Origin of the sequence: Guptibacillus hwajinpoensis (assembly GCF_001039475.1) — a bacterium.
GTDB lineage: Bacteria > Bacillota > Bacilli > Bacillales > Guptibacillaceae > Guptibacillus > Guptibacillus hwajinpoensis.
Genome location: NZ_LELK01000001.1, coordinates 784,903 through 801,076 on the forward strand (window position 1 = coordinate 784,903; position 16,174 = coordinate 801,076).

The following is a 16,174-nucleotide window of genomic DNA, read 5'->3' on the forward strand; positions in this document are numbered from 1 at the left end:
CCGAGATTCTCGATTAAGAAAACAAAAGCTCATAGCTATAATACGAACCAAAACTAGCAGCACCTATTAAACGTTTTACTAAAAACCTATTCAAGATATTCATTATGTAGTTCAATATTTAAATACCTGGCCATACCGGTTTTAACTTTTCTAAACCCTTGTTTCCTATAAAATTCCTCATTACCTGTAGTGGATATAATATGAACACAAGAAACTTCCTTAAGTTGTTCTAATATATGGTTTACTATCTGCTTGGCAATACCTTTATTTTGAAAATCTTTATGCACTACAATATCATAGATTGAAGCATTAAATATTCCATCTGACATTGCTCTTCCAAGTCCAACTATACGATTGTTAACTTTTACTAGTACTTTAATATCACTTGCATCAAAGACTTGTTTTATCACATCGTTGGTATGCTTCATCCAACCTACCGATTGATAAACTTCTTTCATCTCCTCAAGGTCTTAAAAAAATACATCCCCTTGTATTTCCAGGTCCATTAATTCCCCTCCCATAATTCAATAATCGCTCCGATAAAACAGAAGACTTCAAATCGAGATAAATGTTATTTTGCTCCGCAAGAGCTCCCTAGAATACTCGATATGAAAAAGAAGGATACAACTTTTTCTCATAGTAAATAGTAGAAGATCTAATTAATGATTGCTGCCTTAATTTTTTCTATTGAATTTTATAAAACAACTTATAACTCCTTTGTCATAAATACACTGTTCGGGTCCTCACTGTAGCCTGAAAACGGCTTACAATATTGAAACCCGAAGCTTGCATATAATCTCCTAGCCGGTTTAAAAACATCCATTGAACCCGTTTCCAAGCTCAACCGTCGGTAACCACGCTCTCTGGCTTCCTTGATCATGAATTGAAGAAGTCGTTTTGCTACACCCTTTCTTAGATGAGAGGAAGCAGTTTTCATTGACTTAATCTCTCCATGCTGGCTGTCAAGTTCCTGAAGCGCCACGCAACCAACTAATTCATTTGCTTCCCAAGCACTCCAGAATGTAATTTCAGGTTTTCGCAATCCCTCAAGATCAAGAGCATGTTTACTTTCCGGTGGAGAATGTAGTTTCATACTCTGAATGTGCTCACTCAGTAATTCANGGTTAAATCATTTAATATCCATAAAATCCACTCCTTTCTTAAGAACAGTAACTGTATACATTTTCTAAACTATTATTTCGATTACCTACAAATAATCCCCTCATTCATTCAAGAAATCAAAGAAAGAGAGCAATTCTTATTCCAGATTTGCTCCGAGATACTTGAACAAACATCTTGCTCCTATTAGCTGGTATTGTTTAGCTAGAGCCTAAAAATACTGTTGGAAATTCTTTCTCAATAACCTTCTTATCAAAAGTAACACTGTATGCTTTAGCATTAGGTCTTGAACTGACGATATTACTAATTTCTTGCTCTATGTAATGAACTGCAACACCATCATCCGTTGCAATTCCAGGTTGTATATTCCTTGAAGAGATAAGTTTGTGATAGGTAAGCCTTTTATCCTTGTCTCCATCATAATGTGGACAATTACTACCATTCAGAAATCCCAAACATTTTAATGGCAAATATTCGTCTCCAAATGAGTCTGTAACTCCTTCTTCAAACCAACAAATGGAGCCTGCACTAATTCCAGCCAATATCATTCCTTGATCGTATGCCTTTTTCATGATTCGATCAAGTCCCCATTCCCTCCACAAAGCCAATAAATTTTTTGTGTTGCCTCCTCCCACATAAATGATATCTTTATCTAATATAAAACTTTCTAAGTCTCTTGTAGGTGGCTTAAATAATGATAAATGTGAAGGGGAACAATCTTGTTTTTCAAAGAATTGATAGAATCTAGATATGTAGTTATCTGCATCTCCACTGGCGGTAGGAATGAAACAGATATTTGGATTTGTTTCTTCTGATTGATTAAGTATATATCGGTCTAATAAGGGATTTTCTGGCTCCATAGAAAATCCTCCACCACCAAGCGCAATAATTTGCCTCATATGCGACCCCTTTCTTTTAATTTCTTCATCAAAAGTTATCAATATTTTCCCTTATTGTATTTAACAGAAGTATGACACCTACTAATAGAAAGATTGGAACTAATGAGATTAGCGCGATACTCATACCACCCCACCCATGCTCATAATAATCCTCCTCTCTCCCATGCACACTCCTGTCTAAACCTGCATAGAAGAGCGCTTACTTTTTATTTACCAAACGCTCCGATTTAATGGAATACCGCTATTTTTTCAAATGATATACCAAGGTATTTGTACGTAATCTGAACTTCATTTATAGGTTCTGAAAAAGTAACACTAATTCCATATGCTTCATCGTTTTCAGAAGCAGCACCTTCATCTAAATTCTGAAAATTGGATAAAGGTGCTGTTCCTGTCTTTATATTTACTTGTTCTATTTCAGTAAATCTATATTTTGTTGATTCTTCGCTATAATAATCATCGGTTATAATAAAACCCTGTAACGGATTGCTAACTTGTACTTTTGTTTGCAAGGGGTCTTCATTGTTATTTACCGTCACACTTACTATCTCCACCCCTGTTAAACCTGTATTTCCTACACCAACGACGACAGATTTTTCATTCTTAGTTGATGCAAGCGTGCCGACTTCTAAAGGGGGGTTAAATATTAGATATGCGTAGAGTCCGCAAACAGCTATTATTATGGAAAGAACCAGAATTAAGAAATTCTTCCTCACCAAATCCTTCTCCTCCAATCAGATGTTTCCTACCGCTATGTTGCCCTATACCTGCCTAAAAGTTTTTATCTTTTATTCAGCAAGCGCTCCGAGATGTTGGAGTAAATGTAACCTATTCTAAGGACTAATTTCTAAGAATCTCGCTAAAATGACTCCCATGAACAATTTCTTCTCCGCTCTTCACTGTCCAGTCTCTTATAGATAGTTCAGGATGATTAGTTATATAGCTTTCAGTAATTTTAAATCCAATTTTATAATTGGACCACCTAGGAATATCCTTATTAACGTTTCCATTCTGAAACTGGCTGTATATGTCAGTACTTCTGGAATCAACATTACTTTTAACTTCTTCTAGAACCACCTTTTCTTCTTCTGAAGACATCGGTTCTGACCAGGGCACGCTAACATCTGGGTATAAGCGTGAGGCAAAAGACTCTGCTTTCCCCTCGAAAATAATACCGTTTAGTAGTGAGTAATCATTTTCGCTATCCTCAAAAAATACTGAGTGATGGTACTCGTGTGCAATAACATATTTTAACATCTCTTTTTCGAAGGAAGGATCCAGCATTATTACTATGGCATCTTTGCTCAATGTTATTGCAGCCACGCCATTCATCTGTTTAATGATAGAGACTTGAGGGTCAATGGGTCTGACAAAAATTGTTTTTTCACCACCAGGTAGTTTAGTTGCTGCCTTTACAAGAGACTCTTTTATTATGTTGTTTATCTCATTTTGTTGCATTAAAAGTTCATTTGTATTTTCTTTTAAAGCTTGAGCATTCCCTGTGGGATAAAAATATTGAGAATAGTCTAACCCTCCACTAAGAATTGCATTTTCTTCAGAGGCAGAATTAAGAAATGGTTGAGTTACTTTACTATAAAATTCACCTTTGTTATTCTTCGAAGAATCTTCTGTCGCCTCATCAGCATAATCAAGAAATTCTTCATATAATGGAATGACTTTAAAACCTTGTCCATTTTTTTCGAATTCGATTGTCGATTGAGAAGGTATCTTATCTTCTTCATTAGAACAACCTGTTATCACAACTAATGCAACAATAAAAGTAAATAACATTTTTATAAACGAATTCATAAATCCCCCTTATTATAAGATGTGAGAAAAAGAAGGAATCAAATAAACATCAGAATCAATTATCCTGCCCTAAAGCTACATAAAGCGCTTACTTTTTATTACACAACGCTCCGAGATAATTGTATATGAGACAAGACTTATTTCTGTTGAATTCACCACTCAATATCTTCATAGATATCACAGATAAATCTTCCATCAACTTTCCCCTCTTCGAACAGTTGTGTCGCTGTACTAAACTCTTGCGTAACTGAGCCTTTTACTTTTGTTAGGTAAAATTTCTCTTCATCTTGGCTAATCCAATATTCATTATTTCCATAATGAAAATTGTACTCTTCTCCAATGTAAATTTCATTTTGAAACTCTTTGAACTGATCTTTAGTCATTTCAGCACTCCGTTCAAGGGTTTCAACTAGAGATTGTAAACAGATAAACGAAAAGATTGAGAACTGGAGTTGATATTCCTGTGTTATCCAACATTAGCCAAAATCCTCCTAAAGAAATACAATTGTTTGTAAGCATCAAATCTTAGTTACCTGCTAAATCCAATTATTTCAAAACAGCGCTAATAAATCCATCTTTTTCCTACTAAAAGAAGCCTATCTTATTAAAGATAAGCTCCGAGTTTGCGGAAGACCTTATTTTGAGATATAGAAACAGATTACTAACTTTCACTACATTCTGTTTATAATCTCATACTCCCTTTACTTCTTCATTTCTTCATCATCTTTAAAAAGACCGATGTAAAAAAACACCCCTATTATTATTGGAACCCATATCAACCAGTTCACTTTATCACCCCTTCTATTTATATTTACACTATTCACAATAATGCTTTTTACATATCGTTAAATAATGTCATTCTTATGTATTAAAGGTGAGCACTTCATCAAGCAATAGCTTCGAGTTTATGGAGAATCAGTTACTATTCTTTACTGCAATATCAAGTATTTCCTGATACAGTTCATTCCAATTATGATAATAATCTATTACTTCGCTTGGATGGATTAGGATTCTCTCTCCTGACTCATATTTAGCTTCAAATTCATATAGTTTATCGATATCCATTCGATAAAAAACCTGATATCCGATTTTAGGATACTGACTGTTTTCATGCCATGTTGGATTTTCACTGTGGTCAACTACTATACGTCCTAACAAATGGCTTTCTCCCGTAACATAACCTTCTTCATAAGCTTCACGCTTTAAACATTCTGCTGGAGTTTCTTCATCTTCAATATGACCTCCAGGAAAATCCCAGCCTCTATGATTTAAATTTACTAATAGTAGTTTATCATCCTTAAAACAAAGTCCGTGGACGCTTGTAATCAACTCTATCGGAGGCAAACGTAAATCCGGATCCCATCTTAACATTACTTTTTCTTCTCCCCAATTTACATATATTTCGGTCATTTATTTCCACTCCCAAAGTAAAAACGTGAAATCCATTCCCACCAATTTCCTCCTAATCTCCCAGCGCTTACTTTTTATTCAGCAAGCGCTCCGAGTTTGATGAAGACTCAGTTTCAAGATAATCTACTTATTAAACTCGCATTAGCTGAACAATAAAATAAATGATTATTCTTTTGACAACATGTTTCTAATTATTCTTATTTGCCCTCTATGATTGATTTCATCCTCAAATACGTGAAACCAAATGAAGTAGTTATTAGAGCGATGATTGTCCCATAGTCTGTTTTCGTATAACCAATCATCAGTCAACATTGAAAATTTCTGAAGTGTTCTATTTCTAACTTCTTCAAGTTTTGCGATATAAAATTCTAATGGATACCCTTTGATGTTTTTTCTTCCTTTTTCTCCAAGACTATATGGAGATCCCCAATCCAACATTTCTTGCTCGTTTGGGTTTCTGCCATCAAAGATTTCGATCTGAAATCCTTTCTCTACAGCAGCTATATGTAATAAGAGAGCTCCAATACTATTCCCCTCCTTATTTGGTATAAAGTCCAATTCAGAGGTTGTTAGTCCTGATACAGCTTCTAATGTTGTTTTCCTCGCATAGTTCATTTGCGACACTAGGTGACCTATTTGAGGAGTAAATCCTTTTAATGGCTCTATCTTAACTTCCAATTAAAACACCTCCTTTTCCATCAATATTTCTATAGCACAGGTAGTGACGAATAAGATTTATTAGGTTATCGCTCCGAGTTTCTTTAAGACTCGAGTTCGAGGTATTTCTTAGAGAGTCTTTTCCTTTAACACCGGTTAGTTGAACAACATATCTCAATAAGCCAGTTTCTTCGAAAGATAATACTGTTGATTATTAATATTAGGATGTTCTTCTATTACACCCACCACTTCATAACCATATTTTTGATAGAAATTTGGGGCTTGAAAGCTAAATGTATCTAGTTGAATGAGTTTGCATCTATTCTCTCTGGCAATTTTCTCTATATTATCTAATAACTGTTTTCCGTAGCCTTTACCTCTAAGAGATTCATCAACCCATAAGAAATCAATATGTAAGTTATACCAAAAAATCGTTCCTGTAATGCCACCTAAAATTTTTTCTTCTTCATCTCTAAGAATAAAGCTAATGTTTTTGACTGGGTGTTTTACTTCATCTGGTAATTTAGAAAGATTGTGTTCAATTACCTTTTTACGAATATAATTACTGTCTTCTTGATTCCATTGTTGAGTTATTTTCATACTTTTCCCTCCATATAAGTTTTTGAATAAATATAATACCACAAAAAAATAACTTATTTTGTAAATAAGTTATTTTTTGTGATTTATCTAACCTGCCCCGTTAGTTAAATAGTTAACGCCACGCTATTCCCTGTGTTTATGTAATAAAGGGCTAATGCTCTATTGGACAATTGCTCCGATTATATTGAATAAGAAGTATAACTATTGTATTGTGTAATCGAAATGGTAATTTCCATCCAAAAGGAGGTAGATCTTGAAAAAATCTCATATTTTTAATATCTTGTCAGGTATTCTTATTTCTATCATATGGATTTATCAGATCGTAGCAAATGGAGCCTACCCTTTGTTACCACTAGTGATGATTGTATTGGTCCTGATAATATACATAATGGAACGAAAGGGTGTAGACACTGTTTATTGGGCTGCACCAACTATTGTATTGCTCCTAATTAGCTTATGGACTATGGTTCCAGAATTCTTTTTTGGACCTTAAAAAATTTCTCGTCACAACAACTTCTATTCAGAATTACCGACTATAAATCAAAAGACAAACAGCAGTAAAAATTAAATGCGTTACTCTCTTATATCTAAAAAGAGCTTGCTACGGCTTATATGGTTCCAAGCTCTTTACATTGTTTCTTTGATCCATAAACGCTCCGTTATTATCGAATAATGTATGAGTCATATATTTTCTAGTTTGCTAGTTAACATTCCCTTGAAAAGTGTAAGCTGAAGAAGATTTCATTAATTCCTCTACTCCATTTTTATGGTAGGGCATTAACTCGTTAGCAGTATTAAAGTCTACCCACTCTATCTCAGTGATTTCATTTTTATCTTCAATTTGAACCTCTCCATCAATAACAGTAGCTTGAAATGTAAACATTAAACCGTGATGTTGCTGCTTAGTGAAAAATGCTTCATTAACTGCTAGAATCGGTCCTGCTTCAATTTCTAAACCAGTCTCCTCTTTTGTTTCACGAATAACTCCTTGTTCTAAGGTTTCTCCAAATTCAACTGCTCCACCTGGCAAAGACCAAGTTGAATGTGCATTATACTTCAGTTTCAACGAAAATAAAGTCAGTGATACAATCATATGGATTAGACATTGTTATAAACCCTTTCGTAAATAAACTTATGTGGGGAAAATAATCCTATTCAACAATTGCTCCGAATATCTGGAAGACTCAATATGGTGATACCTACGTTTAGACCACTTAATACCAATATGTAGATTCAGATTTGTAATGGAGGTAGTCAAATATGGATTTAACACTTTCCAACAACTCTTTTGGAAAATCCACTTGTTCATTTTCCTTTATAAAGCGAAGCCCTTTAATTTTATCTCTTTCATTCAAGGTTGGAACTCCACACGCCGAATGAGCCAGAAAGAAATGCCCAGTCCATTCAACACCCGAAAAAACATATTTCCCTTTATGTATTTCATTTAGGTCATTTACTTTTATTCCAATCTCTTCACTGACTTCACGTTTAGCACACTCAAGTATCGTTTCATACACCTCTTTTTTTCCTCCAGGAAAGTTCCATACGTTTTCTCTATCTTGAACAACTAAAATATTCCCTTCCTCGTCTTTGATCAACACTCTTGAAAAAGACTTGTTCATAAAAAGACCCCTTTTTGAAATACTTTCATGCAACAAACGCTCCGATTTAATGGAATAAGCCTTTCTCTTCGTTTGCTATCCTTTTGATTTCCCCTACTTTAAATTCAGTGACTTTTTGAATGTTATTTTCATCTGTAAAACCTTGAAAATACTTGTGTATTTCCCATGCTAGCATCATCGTTGTATGGTCAATATAAAGATAGTTAAAGTCTTTCATATAATCTTCTTCTACAATATTAAGCTGTTTTTCCTTCAAAAGATTCCAATATGCCTTAATTATGAAATGAATTAACTCTATGTCATAAATATCCTGCAACAGAATCGTTATATCTCTCAGTGGTGAACCGATTGCTGCCCATTCCCAATCAACAAACCAAATCTGCTCTTCATAATGGAATATATTTTCTAAATGAGGATCTCCGTGAGTTAAGACTAAAGGAGTTCTCGCTTCAAAATTACTTAAAGATAATTGGTCATATGTATCATTTATTGTTTGGATCCACTCAGACTTTGCCCAATGGTGGCGAGCACACAACTTTTTCATTTCTTCTAGACACCATTTGCGCCATTCAGAGCTTATTTGGTGAATAGGTAACTCGGGGGTATAAGGGTTCGACCTTGTATCATGCAGGTCTGATAACCTCTGCAAAATATCACTGATTACCTTCTTCCTATCTGTTAAAGATAAACTTTCATAGGTGTCTTTTAGTGGTGACTCAAGGTCATGCATTAAAATGGCCTGGGGAGCAATATTCCAGACTTGTACTAATTTGCTAAACTGCTTAATAGGATTTTTAAGTTTTTCATAGATATCTATTTCATTATTTCGATCGGCTGAAAATTGCTTATAGATATAGGATCCTCTTTGATTCTTATCATCTAAAACGTCAACCCTAAATATACTACCTGCATGAGCACCATGAATAATTTCTTTACTTAGTAGCTTCCACCTTTTCTCTCTCATTCTTTCTTCTAAATGCGTCAAAGGATCCTCTCCTTTATTGTTGTGATTGAAACAGGTGGTTAAGAATAATAATGATGTACTATGATTTATAAGTAATCATCTCAACCATTTCTCTAATGGCATTTATGACAGGTTTCGGTCTGTCGATGTGGATGGCGTGGCCAGCCTCTTTAACTACAATGTGTTTACTTGTTTTAGTTAGATACGAAAGGTCAATTTGAAATCTCATCCAGGCATCAAAGGATTCACTCGTATGATGGGGTTGCGTTCCTCCTGTAAGCACGATAAGAGGAATGTTTTTGAGTTTACTTCCTCGAACTTGTTCTAGACTTTCTTCAAATTCATTTAACGAAGATTCTACTAAGAATTGCCCTAAGTATTCATTCTTTACTTCCTTAGTAAACAGAGGTACCATTTCATTATTTTGATCTTCGTGAACTGAATCTATTAGGATTAGTCCTGTTACCTCTTCAGGGTACCTACTCGCATAAAGTCGAACATTTACTCCACCAAACGAATGTCCTACTAATATGTATGGAGGCTTGATATCTGCAGCTTTAAGTAGGTTTCTAAGATTCTCGACAATTTGTAAACTATGTTTGGGTTTATGACTATTATTACTTTTCCCTATACCTTCTCTGTCATAAAAAAACACGTTTGCAAAAGTGGATACTTCTTTTCTAATGGATTGCCAATTGTCTAATGCCCACCCATAACCTGATTCAAAAACGACCGTTGGGCTAGAGTCAGACATAGCAACATACTCGTAGTAAAGCTCTGTTCCTTCGACATTTATCTTTTGACCATTACTCAAATTTCTCTCCCCCAATAAAGGACCTCTTCTTGATCAAGTTAATTTCGATGACCTATAAAACAATCGCTCCGATTTAACAGAAGATCTCATATCGACTATTTGCTAATAATCTTAAAACCGAGTCATAAATCAATGTCGTTGAATGAAAAAGTCTTTTTTCAAATTTTCTTCTCAAGTCATAATTACAAAATACGCAATTATATTCCAAAGCATATGAGCTAAGATGCTAGGAATCAATGAGTTAGTCTTCTTATAAAGTAGCGCAAATACAAAACCCGCAATAAAGATAAAAATCGGATTATCAAAGTGGACAAAGCCGAAAATTATAGATGAAATAAAATTGCAATCCAGATATTCACCTTCTTTGATACATATCCAATTAATACTCCCCTGAACAATATCTCCTCAGCTATCGGTACAATAAAACAAGAAAATAGAAGAGTACGTAAAACATTCCTATTAGATATCCAAATATCGTAAGTTTCTCTTCTTAATAGTTCTTCGCTAATAAAAACTTCCCAATTTGTAGCTGCTAAATATGCAGAGTAGATCGCCAAAACGGAAGGTAAAACCCAGATGACACTTTTCCTAGATGGTAGCTTTATATCTTTAATAATATGTTTTCTAATGGATGGAATAAATCCTATAATTGAAAGACTATATACAACCCAGATAAGTCCATAAAATTGACGGTATTGAAACCAAGGTGATTTAATACTGAATATGTATGAAAAACCTCCGAATCCGATTAATATCAACGCACAGAATAATATAAAACTCCTCCAATTAAATGTGTTACTTTCGATTCATATCACTCCCATTTAACCTTGATTACTCTTGGACACTACCCAAATCTTCAATACCAATTATTTCAAATCGGTATGAAAAACTCAATCTTTTATTGGGAATAAAAGGAGCTTATCTTATTACAGATAAGCTTCTAGATTGCAGTATAAGGGAGTTATTTTAAAGTTGCTTTAAATACATAACTTACTTTGTCATAATCCATCTTATTTTCATAAAAACGGTGTGCATCTTTACGCTGTAACCCCGAAGATAATGCAACACTTTCATATTTATTTTCTTTTGCCCAATTATGAACATAGGTAAGTAGTTTCTCACCGTATCCCTTTGAACGCTCATTATCGTTTGTAACTAAATCACAAACCCATACAAACCTACCGTAATAAAGGGTGGTCATCGGCTTAAATCCAGTTACTGCAACTATTTCTTCTCCATTGATTAGGGCAAACATTTTATACCTATCTATTTCTTTTGCCTCTAATACCAGGTCGAGATATGTATCTTCATCTAGGTGAGCTCTTAATTGCTTCATTACTGGAAATGCTTCAATAATTTCAGCCTTTGAGTGTAGTTCTTTTATCCTTAATGCATCCATTACTCTATTTCCCCTTTTTTGTAAATTTGGACTAATTGTATCATAACTCCCCTGCCGTTTAATTCCAATTATTCAAAACCCATCCACATACTCAACCCTTTTCTTGAAAGAAAAGACGTAATTCCTCAGTGGGGAATTACGCCCGATAAATGAAGATCGTTCTTCAACGTTTACGCTGCTATTATATTGCACAATTGCTCCGATTTTACGGAATAATTCAAGATCTTCCTCTTGACAAAGGAACGCTTTCATAACAAATGGCTGACTCTAAATTAATTAGGTTTCAAAGAGTTTTCTCCATTGATATTCTCGTATTTGAATATCCCATTTTCTTGTACAACCTATAAGCTCCATCATTCTTCCCAAACACACTTAACCCAATTGAATTCACACCACGTTCTCTAAGATTATCTTGTAGCATCTCAATAGTCTTAGTCCCATATCCTTTTCCTCTTTCATGTTCATCAATTAAAATGTGATACAAGTAGGCTGAATTAATTTCTGGAATGATGCTGTACCAAAGAAGTCCCACTTTTTCATTTGAGTTAGCTTTTATAATATTATAGAGGCATTGTCCCTCAGTGGCTAAGCCATCCTTAAACATGTCGTTGATCATCATTTCTGATTCCTCTAAAGCTTGCTCCAATGTTAAATTGAAGTTTTTAGTAATTTCATTAGCATGGTCAGGAATCATGAAATCCAAATACTCCTCGAATTCAACTTCATTAACTTTACTTAACTTAATCATGTTATCTCTCCATTCTATATTGCTGCATTCTTTGTTTACATCAATAGTAGAGTAGAAAACAGATCATTTTTTAAATGATTAAGTTTTACGTTAATCATGAATAAACAATCTGTTCACCCATGACCATGGCACACACCTAAAGCCTCGAAACATTTTCATTCCTCCTTTATTGACTTTGTAAGTATTGATCTATTAAAGCTCCGATAAACCAGAAGACTTGGGATCAGGATAAATTCTAGAATTTACCCTAAATTAGTGTTAATTTAGATCGATGTTACCCACATATTGAACATCTCCCATATCAGAAGACAGATTCACTTCTAAGATATAATTACCCTTTGAATCTGGAAATTGAAAACCATTAGATTTATTTACAGGCAATTCAATCTCTTCATTGTTTTTCCACAGAGATACTTGAAACTCTTCTAATTGAAAATCAGAATGTTCTAATTCTAGGTTTCCCTCTGAACCAGCATTGACCTTAATTTGATTCTGTTCGACTCCTAATGATTGAAAATCAACAACAGCCTTTTTGTATTCCTCATTAGGACCTTCCCAATTCAAGGAAGCCTCTTTAAGCTCATATGAATCATAATCGTTTAGATGATGGTACCAAACTGTCATTGTTGGAGGAGTGAAATCGTAATCCTCCCCTATACAGGCGGTCAATAAAAATATACACCCTAAACTTACTATAGAAAATATTGAACGAATCATTATCAATTCCTTTCTCTTTAATGTTCAAATAACAGCAACTTTGGAGCATAAAGCAAACACTCTTTTAAACTATCGCTTCGAGATTCTGGAAGATGGTAAATTTTGTACGAAAACTTATGATACAATTAGATTAAGTAAGTTCAATATCTAACATTTCTTTTTTCCTCGAACGGAAGGATTAGGGGAGTTTGAATGGGAAATTCTTAAGTAAAGGTGGACTTTTATGCTTTGGCTTATGTTAATAGTTATATTTCTGCCTTTTATAGCAAGACGAATAGAAAGGCATTTTCAACGATTAAAAAAAGAAAAAAATGATTTGAAGGATATCTTCAGTGATTGATAGGAAATGATCTTCCATTTAATTAACCTATTGCTTTAGTTAACAAGCAAAATATACCACAGTGGAACTTCCATAAAAGTGGAAGTTCCTATTTTTTGTGAAGTATCACATTAAACTTTAACATAGCCATTTAATTAAACAGAAGCCTATCTTATTACAGATAAGCTCCGAGATTGCTGAAGAATGTAGCAATCTAAATAAATATTTCAATTTAAGATCTGCGGCAAATAAAGTTGGACCTATTATTGTCTTCTTCTATAATGATTAATTAGATATCCTGCTATTACAACTAAAAGAACTATTAGTCCAACAAAAAATAATGGTAAGGCATTAGGAGTATACTCTACCATAATATGTAAAACCCAAGCTGATAGGAAGTAAAGAACGAAAAAAATACTTATAACTCTTATTAATCTAATGACCATTTGTCCTCCTTAAATCGAATTATGTGCTACCCTCTCAATGTTCAATTCTTTCTCCGAGATACTGGAAGATCAATTTTCTACGTAACCTCAAAAACTATGATAAAAGAAATAGAACGCTGCCTCCTACAATAAAGCAATAAAACGAAAAGTATTTGAGATTCCCTTTAGCCATAATATCCATAAACCATTTCAAAGCAACATAGGATGCAATTACGGAAGCTAGAAACGCTAATACATATGGAATACCGACTATTGATAGATCTTTTGTCATTAGAGTATCAATAGACAGGATCATTGATCCTAAACTAACTGGAACATATAGAAGAAATGAAAACCGTAGTGCAGTCTGTTGCTTCATTCCTAATAACATAGCTGCTACAATCGTGGCACCTGAACGACTAATCCCAGGTATTAATGCTACGGCTTGCGCGAGCCCTACAATGAAGGCGTCTTTCCAAGAAAGTTGTCCTTCGTTTTTATCCCCACGTAAATTTCTTATTAACCAGAGAGCTAGTCCCGTAATGATAAGCGTAATACCAACGATCCATACTTTGTCTAATTTCATTTCTATATAATCACCATATAGAAGACCTAGTACGCCTGCAGGTATGCTTCCAATAATAAGATAAAGAATAAAATCAAAATCACTCTTACTCTCGGAATCTTTGGTTAGAAGATAGCCCAATCCATTTCGACATAACCTAACTATATCGCTTCGATAGACAAATAAAACAGCGATTAATGATCCGAAATTTACAAGAATTAAGAAATCTAATCCTTCGTTCTTCATATTAATGAACTCTTGAAGAATTACTAGATGACCACTTGATGAAATAGGAATTGGCTCGGTAAAACCCTGAAATAACCCTAATAAAATATACTTAAGTAAAAGCATTACATCTTCCATAAAACTCTCCTATAAAACAACTTTTTGACTTTGATTCTGAGCAGATTCAATTGTTAAACGAATTATATCTTTGAAATGTATACTTATTCCTGAATTGCTCCGAGATTCTTGAATAAATACTTCACTTAAGTCTTTATGATATTCAGTTCTTTTCTATCTTTTTTTCTCATTAGCGTAAGAACATACAAGTACAAATAAACTGGAAGCATTACAATAACCAATATTTCCTTACTCAATGAATTGCTTGATAAGAGTAAAGACAACACTAGACCAGCTATAGAATAGATTATGAATTCAATGAGGGATCTGTATTTAGATAATGGTTTTAATCTAAGAAATCCATCTGCAATTAAAGTTGTTGGTAGACCGTAAACTATATATACAATTGCAAAAAAAATCGGTAACGAAATTATAGTAGCAAAAGTATCAGTATATTCTCTTTCTAATTCAAGCACGTAGTCAAGAGTAAATTCTCCAATTACTAAAACAAAAACGGAAAGAGGTGCTGATATAATTATTGCTAGTAGTATCTTTTGTAAATATTTCAATTCCTTCCTCCTCTAAACGTAAAAGCGTACACACTCTTGCCCAAAACCGATAGAGCGCTTACTTTTTATTCAGCAATTGCTCCGATATTGTAGAAGACTTGATTTCGAGGTAATTTAATTGAACTCATATGATTTTATTACACTAATTCATGTAAGAACCATTTTATACTTCTTTAACGATAGATTTCCCTTCAGTTTGATCCTTATCAAGCCATTGCCACTTTTCATGCAGTTCGATTTTCCCTTGAGAGTTTATGTGAGGGATAGATTTGCACTTTCCTCCTCTGATTTCATTTGAAGTGTTCACATGATTATATCGAAATTCTAAAGTGTCATCATTATGTACAATACCTACTAATTTCCCTTTGACTATCTCTCCACCTGAATAATCAGCATAAAGAATATTCCCTTCTTGATAATAGTCAAAATATGTTTTAGAAGAAACTTCACCACTTTCTGTATTCTCTATGGAAACAAAATGGCGGTTATTATAATCTATCATCTGAAACCCTCCTTGAACTTGTAAGCTAAAATGTTATCACACAATTCTAAAAATTAAAATGAAAAGAGGCAATCCAATCTTCATGAATTGCTCCGAGATTGTTGAAAACTTATCTGTTATATTCTTCTTTTAAAATGCCGTATATGTCAACGTCTTCATATTCACCATGTAGCAGTTTATTTTGCTTTAATGTACCCTCTTTTTGTAAGTCTGCTTTTTCTAAAACGATAGTTGAAGCTTTGTTTCTGGATATAGCTGAAGCCCAAACTTTGTTTAAGTTCAGTTGATTAAATCCAAATTCAATCATTTTATTAACAGCTTCTGTTGCAAAACCGTTCCCCCAATATTCTCTACCCATCCAATAACCAAGTTCACCCTTGTTGTTATTTTTATCAATCCTTATGGTAATCGTCCCTATTATTTTATTTTCCTTTTTGGTTACTATGGTTAGAGGGTATTCAAGTCCCTTTTGAATTTGTTCTGGTTGAATGGCGATCCACTCTTCGGCATGTTCTAATTCGTATGGATGAGGAAGACCAAGAATAGTAGCTAGTTCTTGGTTATTTGCTAGCTCCTTCATTCTGCTTGCATCTTCTTTATTAAATGGCTGCAGATTTAACCGTTCAGTTTCTAACTTCAAAGACATAGTATTGCAACTTCTTATCTACTACATTTCCCTCTGGGATTTCGGTAA

General features: G+C 34.0%; 21 protein-coding genes and 1 pseudogene. 1 reads left to right on the top strand and 21 read right to left on the bottom strand.

The features are described from left to right. Positions 1–86: 86 nt before the first annotated feature. The 9 genes from AB986_RS03915 to AB986_RS03955 form a co-directional block, all read right to left on the bottom strand. Positions 87–458 (bottom strand): GNAT family N-acetyltransferase, encoded by a 372-nt coding sequence (locus AB986_RS03915; protein WP_048309568.1) that lies wholly within the window; start codon positions 456–458, stop codon positions 87–89. A gap of 248 nt (positions 459–706) precedes the next feature. Further along, positions 707–1,121, bottom strand: a 415-nt coding sequence (locus AB986_RS03920; RefSeq protein WP_152670967.1) for a GNAT family N-acetyltransferase, incomplete at its 5' end; no start/stop codon positions are given. A gap of 198 nt (positions 1,122–1,319) precedes the next feature. Further along, positions 1,320–2,018: a Type 1 glutamine amidotransferase-like domain-containing protein gene (locus tag AB986_RS03925; protein WP_048309570.1), complete on the bottom strand. Its 699-nt coding sequence runs from the start codon at positions 2,016–2,018 to the stop codon at positions 1,320–1,322. A gap of 227 nt (positions 2,019–2,245) precedes the next feature. Then, complete coding sequence (locus tag AB986_RS03930; RefSeq protein WP_048309571.1) at positions 2,246–2,734, bottom strand: hypothetical protein; 489 nt, start codon at positions 2,732–2,734, stop codon at positions 2,246–2,248. Between the two features lie 124 nt (positions 2,735–2,858). Then, the gene (locus AB986_RS03935) at positions 2,859–3,827 is read right to left on the bottom strand and encodes a DUF2268 domain-containing putative Zn-dependent protease (RefSeq protein ID WP_048309572.1); all 969 of its coding nucleotides are present in this window, start codon (positions 3,825–3,827) and stop codon (positions 2,859–2,861) included. 152 nt (positions 3,828–3,979) lie between these two features. Continuing rightward, positions 3,980–4,210: a hypothetical protein gene (locus tag AB986_RS03940; RefSeq protein ID WP_048309573.1), complete on the bottom strand. Its 231-nt coding sequence runs from the start codon at positions 4,208–4,210 to the stop codon at positions 3,980–3,982. A gap of 532 nt (positions 4,211–4,742) precedes the next feature. Then, entirely contained in the window at positions 4,743–5,237 is a 495-nt protein-coding gene (locus AB986_RS03945) for an NUDIX hydrolase (protein ID WP_048309574.1), read from the bottom strand. Between the two features lie 165 nt (positions 5,238–5,402). Further along, entirely contained in the window at positions 5,403–5,915 is a 513-nt protein-coding gene (locus tag AB986_RS03950) for a DinB family protein (protein WP_048309575.1), read from the bottom strand. A 153-nt stretch (positions 5,916–6,068) separates the two neighbouring features. Continuing rightward, positions 6,069–6,494 (bottom strand): GNAT family N-acetyltransferase, encoded by a 426-nt coding sequence (locus AB986_RS03955; RefSeq protein WP_048309576.1) that lies wholly within the window; start codon positions 6,492–6,494, stop codon positions 6,069–6,071. 253 nt (positions 6,495–6,747) lie between these two features. Between AB986_RS03955 and AB986_RS03960 the strand changes: the two genes are divergently transcribed. Continuing rightward, a complete protein-coding gene (locus AB986_RS03960; RefSeq protein ID WP_048309577.1) occupies positions 6,748–6,987 on the top strand; it encodes a hypothetical protein in 240 nt (79 codons plus the stop codon). 207 nt (positions 6,988–7,194) lie between these two features. On the opposite strand, the gene AB986_RS03965 is transcribed toward AB986_RS03960, so the two are convergent. From AB986_RS03965 to AB986_RS04030, 12 genes and pseudogenes are all read right to left on the bottom strand, one after another. Then, positions 7,195–7,587, bottom strand: coding sequence for an NUDIX hydrolase (locus AB986_RS03965; RefSeq protein WP_048309578.1), 393 nt, complete (start codon positions 7,585–7,587; stop codon positions 7,195–7,197). A gap of 121 nt (positions 7,588–7,708) precedes the next feature. Further along, a complete protein-coding gene (locus AB986_RS03970; protein ID WP_152670918.1) occupies positions 7,709–8,149 on the bottom strand; it encodes an NUDIX hydrolase in 441 nt (146 codons plus the stop codon). 13 nt (positions 8,150–8,162) lie between these two features. Next, entirely contained in the window at positions 8,163–9,101 is a 939-nt protein-coding gene (locus AB986_RS03975; protein ID WP_048309580.1) for a phosphotransferase family protein, read from the bottom strand. A gap of 58 nt (positions 9,102–9,159) precedes the next feature. Further along, a complete protein-coding gene (locus AB986_RS03980; RefSeq protein WP_236690306.1) occupies positions 9,160–9,894 on the bottom strand; it encodes an alpha/beta fold hydrolase in 735 nt (244 codons plus the stop codon). 171 nt (positions 9,895–10,065) lie between these two features. Then, positions 10,066–10,652 (bottom strand): annotated as a pseudogene (locus AB986_RS22970) (CPBP family intramembrane glutamic endopeptidase). Between the two features lie 203 nt (positions 10,653–10,855). Further along, positions 10,856–11,293, bottom strand: a complete 438-nt coding sequence (locus tag AB986_RS03990) for a GNAT family N-acetyltransferase (protein ID WP_048309583.1) — start codon at positions 11,291–11,293, stop codon at positions 10,856–10,858. Between the two features lie 283 nt (positions 11,294–11,576). Further along, the gene (locus AB986_RS04000) at positions 11,577–12,041 is read right to left on the bottom strand and encodes a GNAT family N-acetyltransferase (RefSeq protein ID WP_048309585.1); all 465 of its coding nucleotides are present in this window, start codon (positions 12,039–12,041) and stop codon (positions 11,577–11,579) included. Between the two features lie 258 nt (positions 12,042–12,299). Next, a complete protein-coding gene (locus AB986_RS04005; RefSeq protein WP_152670919.1) occupies positions 12,300–12,758 on the bottom strand; it encodes a hypothetical protein in 459 nt (152 codons plus the stop codon). 859 nt (positions 12,759–13,617) lie between these two features. Next, on the bottom strand, positions 13,618–14,430 hold the full coding sequence (locus tag AB986_RS04015) for an undecaprenyl-diphosphate phosphatase (RefSeq protein ID WP_048309588.1): 813 nt from the start codon (positions 14,428–14,430) through the stop codon (positions 13,618–13,620). Between the two features lie 125 nt (positions 14,431–14,555). Continuing rightward, the gene (locus tag AB986_RS04020) at positions 14,556–14,978 is read right to left on the bottom strand and encodes a hypothetical protein (protein ID WP_048309589.1); all 423 of its coding nucleotides are present in this window, start codon (positions 14,976–14,978) and stop codon (positions 14,556–14,558) included. 163 nt (positions 14,979–15,141) lie between these two features. Beyond that, positions 15,142–15,480 carry an avidin-fold protein gene (locus tag AB986_RS04025; RefSeq protein ID WP_201779257.1) on the bottom strand — a complete coding sequence of 113 codons (339 nt, stop codon included), beginning with the start codon at positions 15,478–15,480 and terminating at the stop codon, positions 15,142–15,144. 109 nt (positions 15,481–15,589) lie between these two features. Next, positions 15,590–16,126 (bottom strand): GNAT family N-acetyltransferase, encoded by a 537-nt coding sequence (locus AB986_RS04030; protein WP_048309590.1) that lies wholly within the window; start codon positions 16,124–16,126, stop codon positions 15,590–15,592. Positions 16,127–16,174 lie beyond the last annotated feature (48 nt).

Bases quoted from the DNA above. Each gene is read 5' to 3' on its own strand.
- AB986_RS03915 (WP_048309568.1), bottom strand. From the start codon at position 458: ATGAAAGAAGTTTATCAATCGGTAGGTTGGATGAAGCATACCAACGAT.
- AB986_RS04000 (WP_048309585.1), bottom strand. From the start codon at position 12,041: ATGATTAAGTTAAGTAAAGTTAATGAAGTTGAATTCGAGGAGTATTTG.
- AB986_RS04030 (WP_048309590.1), bottom strand. From the start codon at position 16,126: ATGTCTTTGAAGTTAGAAACTGAACGGTTAAATCTGCAGCCATTTAAT.
- AB986_RS04005 (WP_152670919.1), bottom strand. From the start codon at position 12,758: ATGATTCGTTCAATATTTTCTATAGTAAGTTTAGGGTGTATATTTTTA.
- AB986_RS03990 (WP_048309583.1), bottom strand. From the start codon at position 11,293: ATGGATGCATTAAGGATAAAAGAACTACACTCAAAGGCTGAAATTATT.
- AB986_RS03955 (WP_048309576.1), bottom strand. From the start codon at position 6,494: ATGAAAATAACTCAACAATGGAATCAAGAAGACAGTAATTATATTCGT.
- AB986_RS03925 (WP_048309570.1), bottom strand. From the start codon at position 2,018: ATGAGGCAAATTATTGCGCTTGGTGGTGGAGGATTTTCTATGGAGCCA.
- AB986_RS03945 (WP_048309574.1), bottom strand. From the start codon at position 5,237: ATGACCGAAATATATGTAAATTGGGGAGAAGAAAAAGTAATGTTAAGA.
- AB986_RS04025 (WP_201779257.1), bottom strand. From the start codon at position 15,480: ATGATAGATTATAATAACCGCCATTTTGTTTCCATAGAGAATACAGAA.
- AB986_RS04015 (WP_048309588.1), bottom strand. From the start codon at position 14,430: ATGGAAGATGTAATGCTTTTACTTAAGTATATTTTATTAGGGTTATTT.
- AB986_RS03935 (WP_048309572.1), bottom strand. From the start codon at position 3,827: ATGAATTCGTTTATAAAAATGTTATTTACTTTTATTGTTGCATTAGTT.
- AB986_RS03940 (WP_048309573.1), bottom strand. From the start codon at position 4,210: ATGACTAAAGATCAGTTCAAAGAGTTTCAAAATGAAATTTACATTGGA.
- AB986_RS03965 (WP_048309578.1), bottom strand. From the start codon at position 7,587: ATGATTGTATCACTGACTTTATTTTCGTTGAAACTGAAGTATAATGCA.